The sequence below is a fragment of the Arthrobacter sp. AQ5-05 genome, assembly GCF_003287975.1.
GTDB lineage: Bacteria > Actinomycetota > Actinomycetes > Actinomycetales > Micrococcaceae > Paeniglutamicibacter.
The window spans coordinates 16,068-30,827 of sequence record NZ_QMKQ01000039.1 but is presented as its reverse complement, the minus strand read 5'-3'; the positions used below and the strand labels follow the sequence as shown (position 1 = coordinate 30,827).

Annotated in this window: 14 protein-coding genes; 9 read left to right on the top strand and 5 right to left on the bottom strand. The window is 67.3% G+C overall.

The genetic code is table 11. The annotated features are described in order from the left end of the window. Nucleotides 1–558: 558 nt before the first annotated feature. Entirely contained in the window at nucleotides 559–1,734 is a 1,176-nt protein-coding gene (locus DQ353_RS19600; protein WP_113764864.1) for an NAD(P)-dependent malic enzyme, read from the bottom strand. Between the two features lie 354 nt (nucleotides 1,735–2,088). On the opposite strand from DQ353_RS19600, the gene DQ353_RS19595 reads away from it, so the two are divergent. The 4 genes from DQ353_RS19595 (at nucleotide 2,089) to DQ353_RS19580 (ending at nucleotide 4,933) form a co-directional block, all read left to right on the top strand. Then, nucleotides 2,089–2,490 (top strand): helix-turn-helix domain-containing protein, encoded by a 402-nt coding sequence (locus tag DQ353_RS19595; protein ID WP_113764863.1) that lies wholly within the window; start codon nucleotides 2,089–2,091, stop codon nucleotides 2,488–2,490. 66 nt (nucleotides 2,491–2,556) lie between these two features. Further along, the gene (locus tag DQ353_RS19590) at nucleotides 2,557–3,255 is read left to right on the top strand and encodes a GerMN domain-containing protein (RefSeq protein WP_286166931.1); all 699 of its coding nucleotides are present in this window, start codon (nucleotides 2,557–2,559) and stop codon (nucleotides 3,253–3,255) included. A gap of 44 nt (nucleotides 3,256–3,299) precedes the next feature. Beyond that, nucleotides 3,300–4,577 carry an aminotransferase-like domain-containing protein gene (locus DQ353_RS19585; RefSeq protein ID WP_113764862.1) on the top strand — a complete coding sequence of 426 codons (1,278 nt, stop codon included), beginning with the start codon at nucleotides 3,300–3,302 and terminating at the stop codon, nucleotides 4,575–4,577. Nucleotides 4,578–4,636: 59 nt separating this feature from the next. Then, nucleotides 4,637–4,933 (top strand): DUF503 domain-containing protein, encoded by a 297-nt coding sequence (locus DQ353_RS19580; protein ID WP_113764861.1) that lies wholly within the window; start codon nucleotides 4,637–4,639, stop codon nucleotides 4,931–4,933. A gap of 42 nt (nucleotides 4,934–4,975) precedes the next feature. Here DQ353_RS19580 and DQ353_RS19575 read toward each other — a convergent pair whose 3' ends face one another. The 3 genes from DQ353_RS19575 to DQ353_RS19565 all read right to left on the bottom strand — a co-directional run bounded on the left by DQ353_RS19575 (nucleotide 4,976) and on the right by DQ353_RS19565 (nucleotide 7,597). Then, nucleotides 4,976–6,445 carry an L-lactate permease gene (locus DQ353_RS19575; RefSeq protein WP_181578518.1) on the bottom strand — a complete coding sequence of 490 codons (1,470 nt, stop codon included), beginning with the start codon at nucleotides 6,443–6,445 and terminating at the stop codon, nucleotides 4,976–4,978. A 208-nt stretch (nucleotides 6,446–6,653) separates the two neighbouring features. After that, nucleotides 6,654–7,106, bottom strand: a complete 453-nt coding sequence (locus DQ353_RS19570; RefSeq protein WP_113764859.1) for a DUF4383 domain-containing protein — start codon at nucleotides 7,104–7,106, stop codon at nucleotides 6,654–6,656. Nucleotides 7,107–7,219: 113 nt separating this feature from the next. Continuing rightward, complete coding sequence (locus DQ353_RS19565; RefSeq protein WP_286166930.1) at nucleotides 7,220–7,597, bottom strand: winged helix-turn-helix transcriptional regulator; 378 nt, start codon at nucleotides 7,595–7,597, stop codon at nucleotides 7,220–7,222. 106 nt (nucleotides 7,598–7,703) lie between these two features. Here DQ353_RS19565 and DQ353_RS19560 point away from each other — a divergent pair, with 106 nt between their 5' ends. The 5 genes from DQ353_RS19560 to DQ353_RS19540 all read left to right on the top strand — a co-directional run bounded on the left by DQ353_RS19560 (nucleotide 7,704) and on the right by DQ353_RS19540 (nucleotide 13,760). After that, complete coding sequence (locus DQ353_RS19560; RefSeq protein WP_113764857.1) at nucleotides 7,704–8,312, top strand: NAD(P)-dependent oxidoreductase; 609 nt, start codon at nucleotides 7,704–7,706, stop codon at nucleotides 8,310–8,312. A 245-nt stretch (nucleotides 8,313–8,557) separates the two neighbouring features. After that, entirely contained in the window at nucleotides 8,558–10,222 is a 1,665-nt protein-coding gene (locus DQ353_RS19555) for an ABC transporter substrate-binding protein (RefSeq protein WP_113764856.1), read from the top strand. Between the two features lie 27 nt (nucleotides 10,223–10,249). Further along, nucleotides 10,250–11,227 (top strand): ABC transporter permease, encoded by a 978-nt coding sequence (locus tag DQ353_RS19550; protein ID WP_113764855.1) that lies wholly within the window; start codon nucleotides 10,250–10,252, stop codon nucleotides 11,225–11,227. Further along, complete coding sequence (locus tag DQ353_RS19545; protein WP_113764854.1) at nucleotides 11,224–12,117, top strand: ABC transporter permease; 894 nt, start codon at nucleotides 11,224–11,226, stop codon at nucleotides 12,115–12,117. Before DQ353_RS19550 ends, DQ353_RS19545 begins: the two co-directional genes overlap by 4 nt. Beyond that, on the top strand, nucleotides 12,114–13,760 hold the full coding sequence (locus tag DQ353_RS19540) for a dipeptide ABC transporter ATP-binding protein (RefSeq protein ID WP_113764853.1): 1,647 nt from the start codon (nucleotides 12,114–12,116) through the stop codon (nucleotides 13,758–13,760). Before DQ353_RS19545 ends, DQ353_RS19540 begins: the two co-directional genes overlap by 4 nt. Before the next feature lie 37 nt (nucleotides 13,761–13,797). Here the strand turns inward: DQ353_RS19540 and DQ353_RS19535 are convergent, their stop codons facing one another. Then, nucleotides 13,798–14,757, bottom strand: coding sequence for a cation diffusion facilitator family transporter (locus DQ353_RS19535; protein ID WP_502696415.1), 960 nt, complete (start codon nucleotides 14,755–14,757; stop codon nucleotides 13,798–13,800). Between the last annotated feature and the right edge of the window lie 3 nt (nucleotides 14,758–14,760).

Here is a 14,760-nt window from a genome sequence, read left to right as displayed (position 1 = left end):
TTCTTCTGGGCGTCCATCACGAGGCGGACTGCTCGCTGGCGAAGCTCATCTGGATATTTCTTCGGTGGTGCCATGGTGTTCATCCTTTCAAGGATTCAACACCCTCCATTAAACCCGGGGCGGTTCAATTGGTCACTGGTTGCTCCGCGGCGGGTCCCGGTTCGCCGGTCGTTTGGCGAGCCCCTGTCCACGCAGTCCAGCCCAGGAATGCGGGACCGATCAAACGGCCTGTCATGGACGGCCAATACGAGTCATGAATCGCCCCGAATTGTCATCTGCAGAGGTGTCGGCCCGTTCGCGTCAGGTCCCATGTACGGATTCTCCGACATGCTGCGCCACGCCCGGACCCGGGTTTGCATCCCGTGGTGGTTCCTGGGCTTCCTCTTTCGCTCTATCCGATGGGCACGTGGCGGAGGTCCAGCGGTGAAACCCGATGCGGGGAGCATCCGCTTTGTTCGACCCGACCGGGTGCCATGCAGGAAGGGGCGCCGGCCAGGGTCCCGGGTATCCGGTGTACCTGTCCGGCGCCCCTTCGTGGGATGCCTTGCTGGGTGTTCGCTACTCGGCGGCTACCGCTGCCTGGACGGCGGCGGAGACCGCCGGCATGACGCGCGGGTCAAGCGGCGAGGGAACGATGAATTCGTTGGAGAGGGACTCCTCGGCCAACTCGGCAATGGCGTGTGCTGCGGCAAGCTTCATGGCCGGGGTGATGCGGCGGGCGCCGGCATCCAGGGCACCGCGGAAGATGCCCGGGAAGGCCAGGACGTTGTTGATCTGGTTCGGGAAGTCCGAGCGGCCGGTGGCGACGACAGCCGCGTACTTGCGTGCCACATCCGGCATGACCTCCGGGTCCGGGTTGGACAGCGCGAAGATGACCGCGTTCTCGTTCATCTTTGCCAGGTCCGCTTCCTCGAACTTCGAGGAGGAAACCCCGACCACAACGTCCGCACCGTCGAGGGCCTCGCGGATCCCGCCGATCAACCCGTCCTTGTTGGTGATGGCTGCGTACTTGGCCTTGACGGCGTTCAGGTCGTCGCGGTCGCGGTGGATGATGCCCTTGGAATCGACGATCACCACATCTCCCAGCCCGACGTTGATCAGGATCTCGGAGATCGCGATGCCGGCGGCACCGGCACCGGAAATGACCGCGCGCATCTGGCCCAATTCCTTGCCGGTGACCTTGGCTGCGTTGATCAGCGCGGCCAGCACCACCACGGCCGTGCCGTGCTGGTCATCATGCATGACCGGGCAGTCCAGCGCCTCGATGAGTCGCTCTTCGAGTTCGAAGCAGCGCGGGGCCGAGACGTCCTCGAGGTTGACCGCGCCGAAGCTGGGGCGAAGGCGCACGAGGGTCTCGACGATTTCATCGACGTTGGTGGTGTTCAGCACCAGCGGGATCGAATCCAGGCCCCCGAATTCCTTGAAGAGCGCGCTCTTGCCTTCCATGACCGGAAGCGAGGCGGCTGCTCCGATGTCCCCCAGGCCCAGCACCGCGGTTCCGTCGGAGACCACCACGACCAGGCGCGAGGCCCAGGTGTGGGTGGCGGCCAGTGCCGGATCCGCGGCAATGGCGCGGGAAACCTGGGCGACGCCCGGGGTGTAGGCAATGGAGAGATCGCGCTTGGTGGTCAGTGGCATCTTGGACTGGACACTGAGCTTGCCACCGAGGTGGGCGTCGAAAATATCTGCTTCGGTGATGGCTGCGGCGGCGTCGAGGGAAGTATCGATGGACATGAGAGTCTCCTTGAAAGTTCTGAAAAGTATCGGAGCGAGGAATGATTCGATGATCGTGGATGTCGTAGTTTTCAGCCGTTCCCACATCGATGTGTGAGCGCCTACTTGCTAGCCTCGCTGTGCGTCAGCCGGCCCGGGGTTGGGGCGTGCGGCGATGGTGCACTGGTCAGTACTTTCTTTAGACCGTAAACGACACACTACGGCATTTTGCCGCGCCCACACCACCGTTCGGCGCAACGATCGTGAAACATTCGCCGGTTGCCCGGGCGTTCGGTTCCGCGCAATCCGGGCGCGGGCCCCGTCATCCGCCGCGCCCGACCGGCACTTTGGCGCGGCATCGGGCATGATGGAAGCATGTCGTCTCCCACACCGTCATTGAGCAAGCTCCGGGCCTTCCCCGCGTTGGAGAAGAAGGCCGCGGCACGGCTCGCGGCAGCCCTGGACGAGTCCGCGGACACCACCGTCTTTGTCAACGGCACCACCCTGCAATTGCCGGATGTCGCACATGCGGCACTCATCGATGTCTTGCAGCGCATGGCGCGCGGCGACGAGGTGAGTGTGAGCACCGTCGAGTCGCTGCTGAACACCTCGCAGGCAGCAAAAATGGCAGGTGTCTCGGCCAGCTACCTGCGCAAGCTCACCGATTCGGGGACCATTCCGGTCGAATACCGGGGCACCCACCGCAGGATCCGGCCGGCCGCCGTCCAGGCCTGGCTGGACGCACGGGCAACAAGCCCGGCCGACACCCCGGAATAGACCCAACCGCAACACCGCCGTGCTGGTTTCGGCGCCCGCCTTCCACCTATGTTGGAACTGGCCGCAGTGGCCGGCAACGTTGGCAAGAAGGGGTTGGGCACCATGCTCCGAAATCGATTGACCAGGCTTTCACTGGCCTCGCTGGCGGGCGCCGGCATGGCCCTGTCCCTGTCGGGTTGCTTCGGCGGCCCGGCCGAAGCCCCCAGCACCACCGGGATTTCGGAATCCGGGGTCCCCTCGTCCACGGCACCGGCAACGGACACCCCGGCGACCACCACCCCGTCCCCCTCGGCGACGCGGACACCAACGCCCACGCCGTCACCCTCGGAAACAGCGCCTGCCACGAGCCCTTCGACCATGACTTCCGCCTTGACGATCTTCTATGTCGCCCTCAACGACCAGGGAAAATCCGGCCCGATGATCGGGTGCGGCGACAGCATCGTGGCCACTGAGACCGGGCCGGTGGTGTACGCCAGCCAGGTGGAGGCGGCGATGAGCGATTTGCTCAACGACAAGGACGCGCAGCACGGCCAATCGGGATTGATGAATGCGCTTTCGAGCTCCAACCTCACCTACGTTTCCTCCTCCGTCGCCGGCGACACTGTCACGGTGGAGCTTTCAGGGGCGATCAGCTCGGGCGGGGTGTGCGACGACCCGCGCATCATTGCCCAACTCACCTACACCGCGATGGTCGCCGCGGGAACAGGCGAAGCGAAGGTACTGGTCAATGGGATCGACATCAACAAGTATTTGAGCCAGAAGTGATCGGATGTTGACTTATAGGCAACAGGTGTTGATAAAGTTCGGGTGTGAGCTCAATTACAGGACCCCTTGCGGGCAGTGAAACCGAAATCGCCCTCGAACGCGCCGCCGCGCACGAGTCGCTCTTCTCCGACCGCGCCTCGCACATCAAGCAGTCCGCGGTCCGCGACGTCTTTGAGCTCTCCCTGGACCCGTCGCTGGTCTCGCTGGCCGGTGGCAACCCGTACCTGCAGTCCCTGCCGCTGGAGAAGCTCGGGGCCATGGCCTCGGAGCTGATCGCGACCCAGGGCATGACGGCGTTGCAGTACGGCAGCGGGCAGGGCACCGAGGAACTTCGCACCCAGATCTGCGAGGTCATGGCCGAGGAAGGGATCACCGGGGTCGACCCGGATAACATTGTCATCACCACCGGGTCACAAGCCGCACAGGATGTCGCCTGCAAGGTCTTCTGCAACCCCGGGGACACCGTATTGTGCGAGGACCCCACCTATGTGGGCGCGCTGAACACCTTCGAGGCCTACCAGGTGCATGCGGAACCCGTCGGCACCGACGAGCACGGGCTCATTCCCTCCGCGTTGCGCCAGCGCATCGGGCAGTTGCGCGAGGCCGGCGCGCGGATCAAGTTCCTGTACACGATCCCCAACTTCAACAACCCCTCGGGCATCACCCTGGCCGCCGAGCGCCGCGCGGAGATCGCCGAGATCTGTATCGAGGCGAACATCCTCATCCTGGAGGACAACCCCTACGGGATGCTGCGCTACTCCGGCGAGCCGATCCGCCCGCTGCGCGCCGACCACCCCGAGAACGTCATCTACATGGGTTCGTTCTCCAAGATCCTGGCCCCGGGCCTGCGCATCGGCTGGGCCGTGGTTCCGACCCACCTGTTCCGCCGCTTCTACCTCGCTGCCGAGGCCGTCACGCTCTGCCCGGCAACCTTCAACCAGATGCTGATCAGCAAGTACCTTGACGGGCACGACTGGCGCGGGCAGATCCAGACCTACCGGGAGCTGTACGCCGGGCGTTGCGCCGCGATGCTCGAGGCGCTCGACGAGCACATGCCGGAGGGCGTCAGCTACACCCGGCCCGAGGGCGGCTTCTTCATCTGGGTCACCCTGCCTGAGGGCATCGACACCTACGCGCTGCTGTCCAAGGGCATCGAGGCCGGGGTGGTCTTCATCCCGGGCGCCGCCTTCAGCCCCAAGGACGAGCCCAGCCACCGGCTGCGCCTGGCCTTCAGCGCGGTCCCCGAGGAGAAGATCCGCGAGGGCGTCAAGCGCCTGGCCCCGGTGCTCGCGGCGGCCATCGCCGCGAGCGGCGCGCGCTAGAAACCACGAGCAGCCCCGCCTGCCCGGCAATCGGGCGAGGCTTGGCGCATGATGGATCCATGTGGTTTGGATGGATCGAGTTCGACTTGTTGCTCGGCGAGGTTCACTCGCTGAAGGCCAAGCGCTCCGTCGTGCGTCCGCTCCTGGCCGAGCTCAGGCGCCGCTTCGAGGTCTCCGCCGCGGAGACCGGAAGGCAGGAGCTGCACCGGCGCGCCGGGATCGCTGCCGGCCTCGTCGCCGCCGACGCCGCGCACGTGATCGAGGTGCTCGACGGGATCGAACGGCTGGTCGCCGCACGCCCGGAAGTCGAACTGCTCAGCGCACGACGCCGGCTGCACTCCTCCGAGGACGACTAGCCGGGCCGGCGCACCGACCCTGCCCGGCTTGCCGGCAGCGAGCTAGTGGATCACCCAGGTGACCACGCCCAGCAGCGTGCACACCACGACCAGCAATACCCCGAGGCGCGGGGCGATCCAGGCGGTGACCTCGTGTTCGCTCGGAGGTGCTTCCCGGGGGACGGAACCGGAAACCGAGGCCACCGGCAAGATGGCCAGCTCGTAGGCCAGCAGGATCCGCGAGGGCGCGAGCATGGTGGACATCGAGGCAGTGACGTTGGAAACCGCGACGATCTGCAGCACCGAGGAACCCATGGCGGTGGCCGCCTGCGCCTGGGTGGCCGAAAGCATGGAGTTTGCCGCGGTGTTGGATCCGGAGATGAAGCCGGCCAGCCCGTTGATCACCGGACCCAGCACCAGATATCCGGTGCCGATCCCGGCGAGCGCCGCACCCAGTTCCCTGCCCATGCCGGTGGCAGCAAGCAGGGCTCCGAGGATGGTGAATCCCCCGGTGGTCACCCCGATCGGGATCCAGCTTCGGTAGGCCGCCAGCGCCCGGGTGCGCAGCTTCCGGTTGCCTCCGCCCAGCGAGGCGGAGGCGTATTGCGCGACCAGGCAGGCGACAACGAGCCAGACCCCGCCGCTGGTCAGTGCGCGCTTGAGCAGCGAGGGTTCCATGGGCGAGGTCAGCGCCCGGGCCAGCAGCAGTCCTCCGGTGAGCACCCCGTAGGGCAGCAGTGCCACCCAGACGGATCGTCCGGCGGGCACCAAGGTTCCGCCTGCCCCGAATGCCAGCAGGTGCACGGCCAGCACCAGCAGGGAACCGACGATGCCTGCCGGAGGGGTTCCCATGAGCAGGTTGGCAGCGAGGATTCCGGCGTTGAGCAGCACCGCGGCACCCAACAGGTGCGCCAGCAGCCGCCCGGGCCTCGGCGAGCCTGCTCGCAGCACCAACCAGGACGCGATTCCCGCGCCCAGGACCACCGGCAGGGTCATTTGGGCCGAGCGCACACCCACGTCGAAAAGGGTGAGTCCGGACAGATCCGCCGCCACCAGGGTGCCGGGGCCGAGCGCTCCCCACGGTACTGCCACCAGTCCCAGCAGGCTCAGGATCGCCGAGTGCTTGATCGAGTGCCCCAGCTGCAGCAGCAGCGGGACGCCCACCGTGACACCGATGCCGAAACCGGTGACGGATTCGGCGAACGGGACCAGCCCGAAGATCACCAGCACCGTCCCGGCCTGCTGGTTCGAGGAGCTTTGGCGCAGCCAGCCGGAGATCCTGTCCATGGCGCCGGTTTCGGTGGTGATGCGCGAGAGCAGCACCCCGGCGAAGAGGATCAGCAGCACCTCGAGGATGGTGGGGCCGAACTTGGCCCCGGCGTCCAGCAGATCGTTCCAGGGTGTGGGGAAGAAGATGACGGCCGCGAGAACTCCCGTTAGCAACGAATAGAGGGCCATTCTGGTGGCCTTCGTCCGGGCCAGGAACAAGGCCATGGCCACCACGATCGGGGAGGCGGCAGCCAGTGCCAGCATGCGTCGCATCCTTTGTTCGGGGTGCCGCACCTGGGAGTCGAGGCGGCATGTTCTGCTGCGATTGAGGATACCTGTCCGTGGCAGTAACAACGACTTCCTGGCGGCTGCTGCACCACACCGTCGTGGCAGCAGGCGACCCGCCGCACGTTCCACGATGTGAACGTACGGCGGGTCCCGGGATCGGCTTCAGTTTGCGGCGGGGAGGTACCTAGGCCGCGCGGCGGGCCGGGGCCAGGTTCCGGCCAAGGACCAGGCCCAGTCCGGCCATCCCAACGCCGAGCGCAAAGTGCAGCACGTTGTCAGCCGTGTTGACCGGGACGAAGTTTGCGGCGCTGGCTTGGTCGATGAAGACCCCGTAGAAGCCCAGGACCAAGTAGACAATCCCACCGGCGACCAGGAACGTCTTCGCCTTCGCCGCGCTGCGCCACAGCATGACACCCAGGACGCCGAAGAGCAGGTGGACAATGTTGTGCAGGACCGAGACCTGGAAGATGCCGAGCAACATTGAGCTGGAGTGGTGTCCGGCCATCCCCAGGTGTTCGGTGTTGCTGGTGATGCCGGGGATGAATCCCAGGACACCAACCAGCAGGAATACCGCGCCAACGGCCAGTGCAACATATTGCACCAGGGAGCGGTGGGTGGTGGTGTGTGTCGAGGCCATGGTGGGCTCCTTGGGTTCCTGTCGATCTTCAACGCATCTGCGTTGCTAACACCAGGTATTCGGAACCACGGTGCAAACGGATTGCCCTCGGGGCGAAAATCTTCTGTCGTCGGCTAGGCATTGTGGAGTTCGTCGTAGTCGCTCCGTGCCCGGAGGATGGATGCCGCATGGACTTGCGACCATTCACGCATGACTTCCAGGGGACCGAGCAGGGTGCCGCCGAGCCTGGTGAGTGCATATTCCACCCGGGGCGGGATCTCGGGGTAGATGGTCCGGGTCAACAAGCCGTCACGTTCTAGCTGGCGAAGTGTTTGGGTGAGAACCTTGGGAGTAACACCACCGATGTCGGCCCTCAGCTGCGAGAAGCGGCGGGGTCCGGATTCCAGGGCCAGGAACACCAGCGGCGTCCATTTGTCACCCATGCGTTGCAGGATCAGGCGCGAGGGGCAGCCGGGGCTCATGACATCGAAAGCCGCACCATTGGTATCCACGAGGTAACCATATTACGTTGAGGTACTCGATATCAATTGGATACCATTGAGGCAATGTCACGGCAGGGGCACCCCGCCCTCCACCCTAGAGATCAAGGAACCACCCATGAAGATTGCCGTTTACGGAGCCACTGGAATGGTCGGCGGCCAGATCGTTGCCGAGGCAGCCAAGCGTGGCCACGAGGTCACCGCGGTGTCCCGCAGCGGGCGCGAAGTCCCCGGAGCCGTCTCCGCAACCATCGCCGAGCTCGGCGACACGGCGGCCTACCGCGCACTGGCCAAGGAAAACGACGTCGTCGTCTTCTCGATCCCGCCGTCGCGCACCGGTGAATCCCACCAGCCGTTCATCGACGCCCACGAAGAGATCTCCGAGACCCTGGTCCCTGCCCGCGTCTTCGTCGTCGGCGGAGCCGGCGCCACCGAGGTCGACGGTGTGCGGCTTCTTGACACTCCCGGCTTCCCGGAGGAATACAAGCCGGAGGCCCGCACCATGGGCGAAATCCTGGACTTCTACACCTCGGCCTCCGGCCTGGACTGGACCATGCTGGCTCCGGCCCCGGTGATTGCCCCGGGCGAGCCCACCGGCAACCTGGCGCTCGGCAACGACTCCCCGGCCGGGGACCACGTGACCACCGGCGATTTCGCCGTGGCAGCACTCGATGAACTCGAGGTCCCGAAGCACCTGCACCGCCGCTTCACGGTGGCCAGCGCGTAGGCGCCAATCGCACATCGGGTGCGGTGGGGATCGGAATAGCACTCTCCGCCGCACCCGCTTGCCGCTGAACCTCCATGGCGGGAGCCCGGGCTGCTGTACTATGACCTGCCCCACAGACCCCTGACCGGGTGCAAGGCGCGGACTAAGGTTGAGGGCGGTGCCCACCGCCAGCATCCCCCGCGGGCAGGCGAAGGGCGCACGACCCCACTTCACTTCATCGTCATTGGTTTGCAGGAAGCAGCTTCATGAATAACGTTCGTCCCTTGGCCCGTCGCCTGTTCCCGGCCGCCTTCGGCCTCGCCGCAGCCCTCGTGCTTGCCGGCTGCGCCCCGGCCACCACTGCTCCTGAGTCCGGCAACGACGCCGGAACCCCAACCGCCGGCGGCACCCTGGTCTACGCGTCGGGAGACGCCGAGCCCAGCTGCCTTGACCCGCATGTGGGCGGCAACTACCCGCAGGCCCTGGTCTCCTCGCAGTACCTGGAGACCCTCTACACCAAGGACGCCAAGGGCAACCTGGTCCCGTGGCTTGCCGAGGACTCCACCGTCTCGCAGGACGGGCTGACCCGCACCGTGAAGATCCGCAAGGGCATCAAGTTCACCGACGGCACCGCGTTGGACGCCGCCGCCGTGAAAGCGAACTTCGAGCACCTGCTCGATCCCAAGACCGCCTCCTCCACCGGATACCTGGCATTGGGCAAGATCGATTCCATGAAGGCGCTCGACGCGGCCACCCTCGAACTGAAGCTCAAGAGCCCGGACAACTCGCTGCTGGAGTCCTTCTCCATGCCGTGGGTCGCCATCGAATCCCCCACGGCGCTGAAGCGCAGCCAGGAAGAAAATTGCGCGGCCCCCGTGGGCACCGGCCCGTTCAAGGTCGAATCCTGGAAGAAGCAGGACGCGGTGAACCTGGTGCGCAACGAAGACCACGTGCAGCCCGTCGCCACGCCGGGCCACGAGGGCGCAGCCTACCTGGAGGGCATCACCTGGCGTTTCATCCCCGAGGCTGCCACCCGCTACGCCGCATTGCAGGCCGGTGAGGTGCAGATCATCGACAACGCACAGCCGGACTCCATTGCAGCAGCGGCCAAGAGCCAGGGCATCAAGCACCTGGATGCCCCCCGCCCCGGGGCCTCGAACCGCATTGAGCTGAACTCCTCCAAGGCCCCCTTCAACGATTCCAAGGTCCGAGAGGCCTTCATCCACGCGGTGAACGTGGATGCCGGCATCGACTCGCTCTTCTTCGGCACCGCGCCGCGCTCCTACTCGCCGCTCTCCAGCGTCGAGCCCCTTGCCTATTCCGCCGAGACGCTCTTTGCCTACGACCCGGCCAAGGCCGGGGAGCTGCTGGATTCGGCCGGCTGGACCGAGCGCGACTCCGAGGGCTACCGGACCAAGGACTCCAAGCGCCTGTCACTGGCCTTCCCGGTGAGCACCAGCCAATCGATCCCCGCCGAGCAGTCGCTCTTTGAGCAGCTGCAGGCCACGGCCAAGGAATCGGGCATCGAGATCAAGATCAACCTGCTGGATCTCTCCAGCTGGTACGGCGAACTGTTCACGAACGACTACAACCTGGTCTCCGCCCCCTACACCAAGGTCGGACCGAGCGTGCTGAGCATCCTCTTCCACTCGGATTCCACGATCCCGGCGCCCTCGGGCTACTTCGCCAACCTCTCCCAGGTCAAGGACCCGGCGCTCGATGAGCTGCTGGACTCCGCGGGCTCCACCGCGGATGAGGCGGAGCGCAAGGAAAAGTACGCACAGGCACAGAAGCTGGTGCTCGAGGGGCACTACCTGCTGCCGCTCTATGACCAGCAGAACCACTTCCTGTACTCGGAGAAGCTGAGGAACGTGGGCGCGACCACCGCGGTGGCAACCCCGACGTTCTTTGACACCTGGCTGGCCAAGTAGCCGAACGCCGAAAAACACATTCCAAAGATGAGCCAGCCCATCCTTGCCGGCGGGCGGTCGCCCCGGGTTGCCGGGGCGGCCGCCCGCTGGGCGCTGGGCAAGATCGGTGGAGGGCTGTTCGTGTTGTGGGCAGTGGCCACCGCGATCTTCTTTGGCATCCGGATGATTCCGGGCGACCCGGCCGAGGCGATCATGGGCGGGCCCGGCTCGCAGGCCTCGGCCGAGGCGCTGGCCCAGGCCCGCGCCGACTACGGGCTGGATGCGCCGCTGTACGTGCAATATTTCAGCCAGTTGTGGCGCCTGGCCACCGGGGACCTGGGGACCTCCTACTCGCTGAAGACCCCGGTGTCCGAGGTCCTGGGGGAGCTGGTCCCGCCCACCCTGGTCCTGGCCGTCTTGGCCCTGCTCGTGGCCTGGGCGCTGGCGCTGGTCGTCGCGGTTCTCTCCACGCGCAGCGGGGCCCTGGGGTCCGCATTGGCCTCGGGCCTGGAGATCGTCTCGGCCGCGGTCCCGCACTTCTGGCTCGCCAGCGTGCTGATCATGCTCTTCGCCACGGCGCTGGGCTGGCTGCCGCCGGTGAGCACCAATGCGCCCGCCGGACTGGTGCTGCCGGTGGCCACCCTGGCCCTGCCGCTGGCAGGGTTCCTCGGCCAGGTCATGCGCGACACCCTGGAAGCGGCACACCGCTCCCCCTTTGCCCTCTCTGCCCGGGCACGCGGGGAATCGGAGACCGGGGTGCTGCTGCGCCATTCCCTCCGCCACGCGGCGCTGCCGGGCATCGCCCTCTCCGGCTGGGCGTTCGGCTCGCTGCTCTCCGGAGCGGTGGTCGTGGAATCCATTTTCGCCCGGCCGGGCCTGGGCCGTTCGCTGCTTTCGGCCGTCACCGCGCGCGACATCCCGATGGTCACCGGCGTGGCCCTGCTTTCGGCCGCCGCCTACGTGGTGATCATGGCCTTCTCCGACATTGCCGAGCGCCTGGCCGACCCGCGGATGGCCGGATCATGAGCAACAAGAGGCCGGTCTTGAGCCCTGGCGAACCGGTGCTGGCCCAGCGCACCGCGAATCGACCGGCTCCAGGCACCTGGGGACCAAAGGCACTGGCCGTCCGCCTGCCGTTGCTTCTTTCCGCCGCCGCACTGGCCTTCTTCGTGCTCGCGGCGCTTGTCCCGAATGCCCTGGCACCCTTTGACCCGTTGGCCATCAACCCCGCCGCCGCGTTCTCGCCACCCGGGTCAGCCCACCTGCTGGGCACCGACGAGTCCGGGCGTGACATCTATTCCCGGATCATCCACGGCTCGCGGCCCTCGCTGCTGATCGGCGCCGCGGCCACCGCGATCGGGCTGGGACTGGCCCTGCTGCTGGGCACGATTGCCGGCTTCGGCGGCAAGTGGCTGGACTTCGGGGTGGGCCGCATCCTGGAGGTGCTCTTCGCGCTGCCGGGGCTGCTGCTGGCGCTGGTGTTCATTGCACTGGCCGGGCCCGGGGTCGGCACCACGGTGGTTGCCGTCGGGCTGACCACCGCACCGGGGTACGCGCGGATGATCCGCGCGCAGATCATCGCGCTGCGCACCTCCCCCATGGTCGAGGCAGCCACGGTGCTGGGCCGCTCCCGCACCCGGATCCTGGCCACGCACATCCTGCCCAACGCGCTGGCGCCGATCGCGGTGCTGGGCACCCTGGGGCTGGGGCAGGCCGTGGTCTGGGCCGCGTCGCTGAGCTTCCTGGGCCTTGGCGCCCCGCCCCCGGCTCCCGAATGGGGGGCCATGCTCTCGGCCGGGCGCACCTACCTGGCTCTGGCTTGGTGGATGACCTTCTTCCCCGGCCTGGCCATCGTGCTGGTGGCCGCGGCCTCCACCGTGCTGTCCCGTGCGCTGAAGACCGCAGGTGCCCGATGAATGCGGCAGCACCGATCCTGCGCGTCGAAAACCTCGACGTCTCCTTCGGCGAAACCCCGGTTGTCTTGGACGTTTCATTCACCGTCAACCCCGGTGAATGCCTGGCGCTGGTCGGTGAATCCGGCTCCGGAAAGTCGGTGACGGCACGATCGCTGATCGGTTTGGCCGGGCCGGGATCCGCCGTGCGCGCCAACGCGCTGGAGGTGGCAGGCGTCGATGCCCGGGGCGTTTCGCAGCGTGCCTGGCGCTCCATCCGCGGCAAACGGGTGGGGTTCATCCTGCAGGACGCGCTCACCTCGCTCGATCCCCTGCGCAAGATCGGCAAGGAAATCGACGATGCGCTGCGTTTGCATGGCTCCGGCTCCGGGGCCGCGCGGGCGGCCCGGGTTGTCCGGTTGCTGGAATCGGTGGGGCTGGATGACCCGGTGCGCCGTGCCGGGCAGCGCTCGGGCGAGTTGTCCGGCGGCATGCGCCAGCGCGCCCTGATTGCCTCCGCCATCGCGCTGGACCCGGCCTTGGTCATTGCCGACGAACCGACCACGGCGCTGGATGCGACGATTGCCGCGCAGGTCATGGACCTGCTCGGCGAGCTGCGCGCCGCCGGATCAGGCATGCTGCTGATCAGCCACGACCTGGCCGCGGTGGCCAAGGTCGCCGATTCGATCGCGGTGATGCAGGGCGGGCGGATTGTCGAATCCGGGCCCGCGGAACGGATCCTGGGCGACCCGCAACACCCGTACACGCGCGCGCTGCTGGCAGCGGTTCCCGCCGGCAAGCCCCGCTTCGCACCGCTCTCCCCCGCTTCCTCGACGGCTTCCACACCGCGGCCTGACCCGCCGCAAGGAAGCCAAGCACAGGCCGGCTGCCGGCCTGTGCTCCGCGCCCGCGCGCTGTCCAAGAGCTTCACGGTCCCCGGGGGCCCCGACTTCGCGGCCGTGAAGGACGTGGGCTTCGAGCTGCACGCCGGCCGAACCCTGGGGGTGGTGGGCGAATCGGGGTCGGGCAAGACCACCACGGCCCGCATGGCCCTGGGGCTGCTGGCCCCGGACGCCGGCACAGTGGAACTCTTTGGCGAGCCCTGGAGCCAGGTGCCCGAGGCCGCCCGGCGCACCCGCCGCTCCGCGCTCGGTGCCATCTACCAGGACCCGCTGTCCTCCTTTGACCCGCGCCTGTCCGCCGGCTCCCTGCTGGCCGACGCGCTGAGCTTCGGGGCCACCCGCAACCCGCGCAAGCACTTGGCACGGATCCACGAGCTGCTCGCGCTGGTGGGCCTGGCGGCGGAACTGGCCGGGCGGAACCCGGCAACGCTCTCGGGCGGGCAACGCCAGCGCCTGGCCATTGCCCGGGCACTGGCCCCGAACCCGCGGGTGCTGATTTGCGACGAGCCGGTCTCCGCGTTGGATGTCTCCATCCAGGCGCAGGTGCTGGATTTGCTCGATGACCTGCAGCGGCGGCTCGGGCTGTCCTACCTGTTCATCTCCCACGACCTGTCGGTGATCCGGCACATGAGCGACGAGGTGTTGGTGATGCAGGGCGGGGCAGTCGTGGAATCGGGTGCCACCGAGTCGGTGTTCACCGCTCCGGCGCACCCGTACACGCGCACGCTGCTCGCAGCCTCCCCCGGGCTGGCTCCGAGACGCTGAACCCGGCCCGGCCCCGGGTCGGGTTCAGCGTCGGGGCTCAGCTCCCCGACTCCCGGACCAGGCCGGAATCCACCCCCTCCCCCAAGGCATCCAGGCGCCGTGTCCCGGTCTGGATCAGCAGGTCATCGAGCTTGGGCAATGCCCGGGACACCGCCGCCCTGGCCTCCCCGAGCGTGGCCTCGACCTCGGAGAGCGCGGCGTCCCGGACCAGGACCACGGCCGTGCAGTGCAGCCGGTGGCCGACCCAGCGCAACTGGAGCCGCGGTGTTTCCACGATTCCGGGAACGGACGCGAAGGCTTCCTCTGCCTTGGCCAGCAGGTCGGGCTCGATGCCGTCCATGAGTCTGCGCCCGATGCTGCGGATGGTGCCGATCAGCAGGACGATGATGGCCGCGCAAATGAGCAGGCCCACGATGGGGTCGGCCAGCGGGAAGCCCAGCATCGCACCGCCGGCGCCCAACACGACGGCCAGGGAGGTGAACCCGTCGGTGCGGGCGTGTATCCCGTCGGCAACCAGGGCGGCGGAGCCGATCCTCCGCCCGATCTTGATCCGGTACATGGCCACGGCCTCGTTGCCGATGAACCCCACGACGCCGGCGGCCAGCACCCAGCCCAGGTGCGCCAGTGGTTGCGGGTGGATCAGCCGGTCGATCGATTGCCAGGCCGCGAGGACCGCGGACAGGGCCACCACGACCACGATGAACAGTCCGGCCAGGTCCTCGGCCCTCCCGTAGCCAAAGGTGTAGCGCCGGGTGGCCGCCCGGCGCCCGAGGATGAAGGCGATCCACAGGGGCACGGCGGTGAGCGCGTCGGAGAAGTTGTGGATGGTGTCGGCCAGCAGTGCCACCGATCCGCTGAAACCCACCACGGTGAATTGCAGGACGGTGGTCCCCAGCAAGATGGCCAGGCTGATCTTCAGCGCACGGATCCCTTGGACGTTGGATTCCAGGGCGTCGTCGATGGAATCGGCGGGGTCGTGGGTGTGCGGGACGAACAGTTC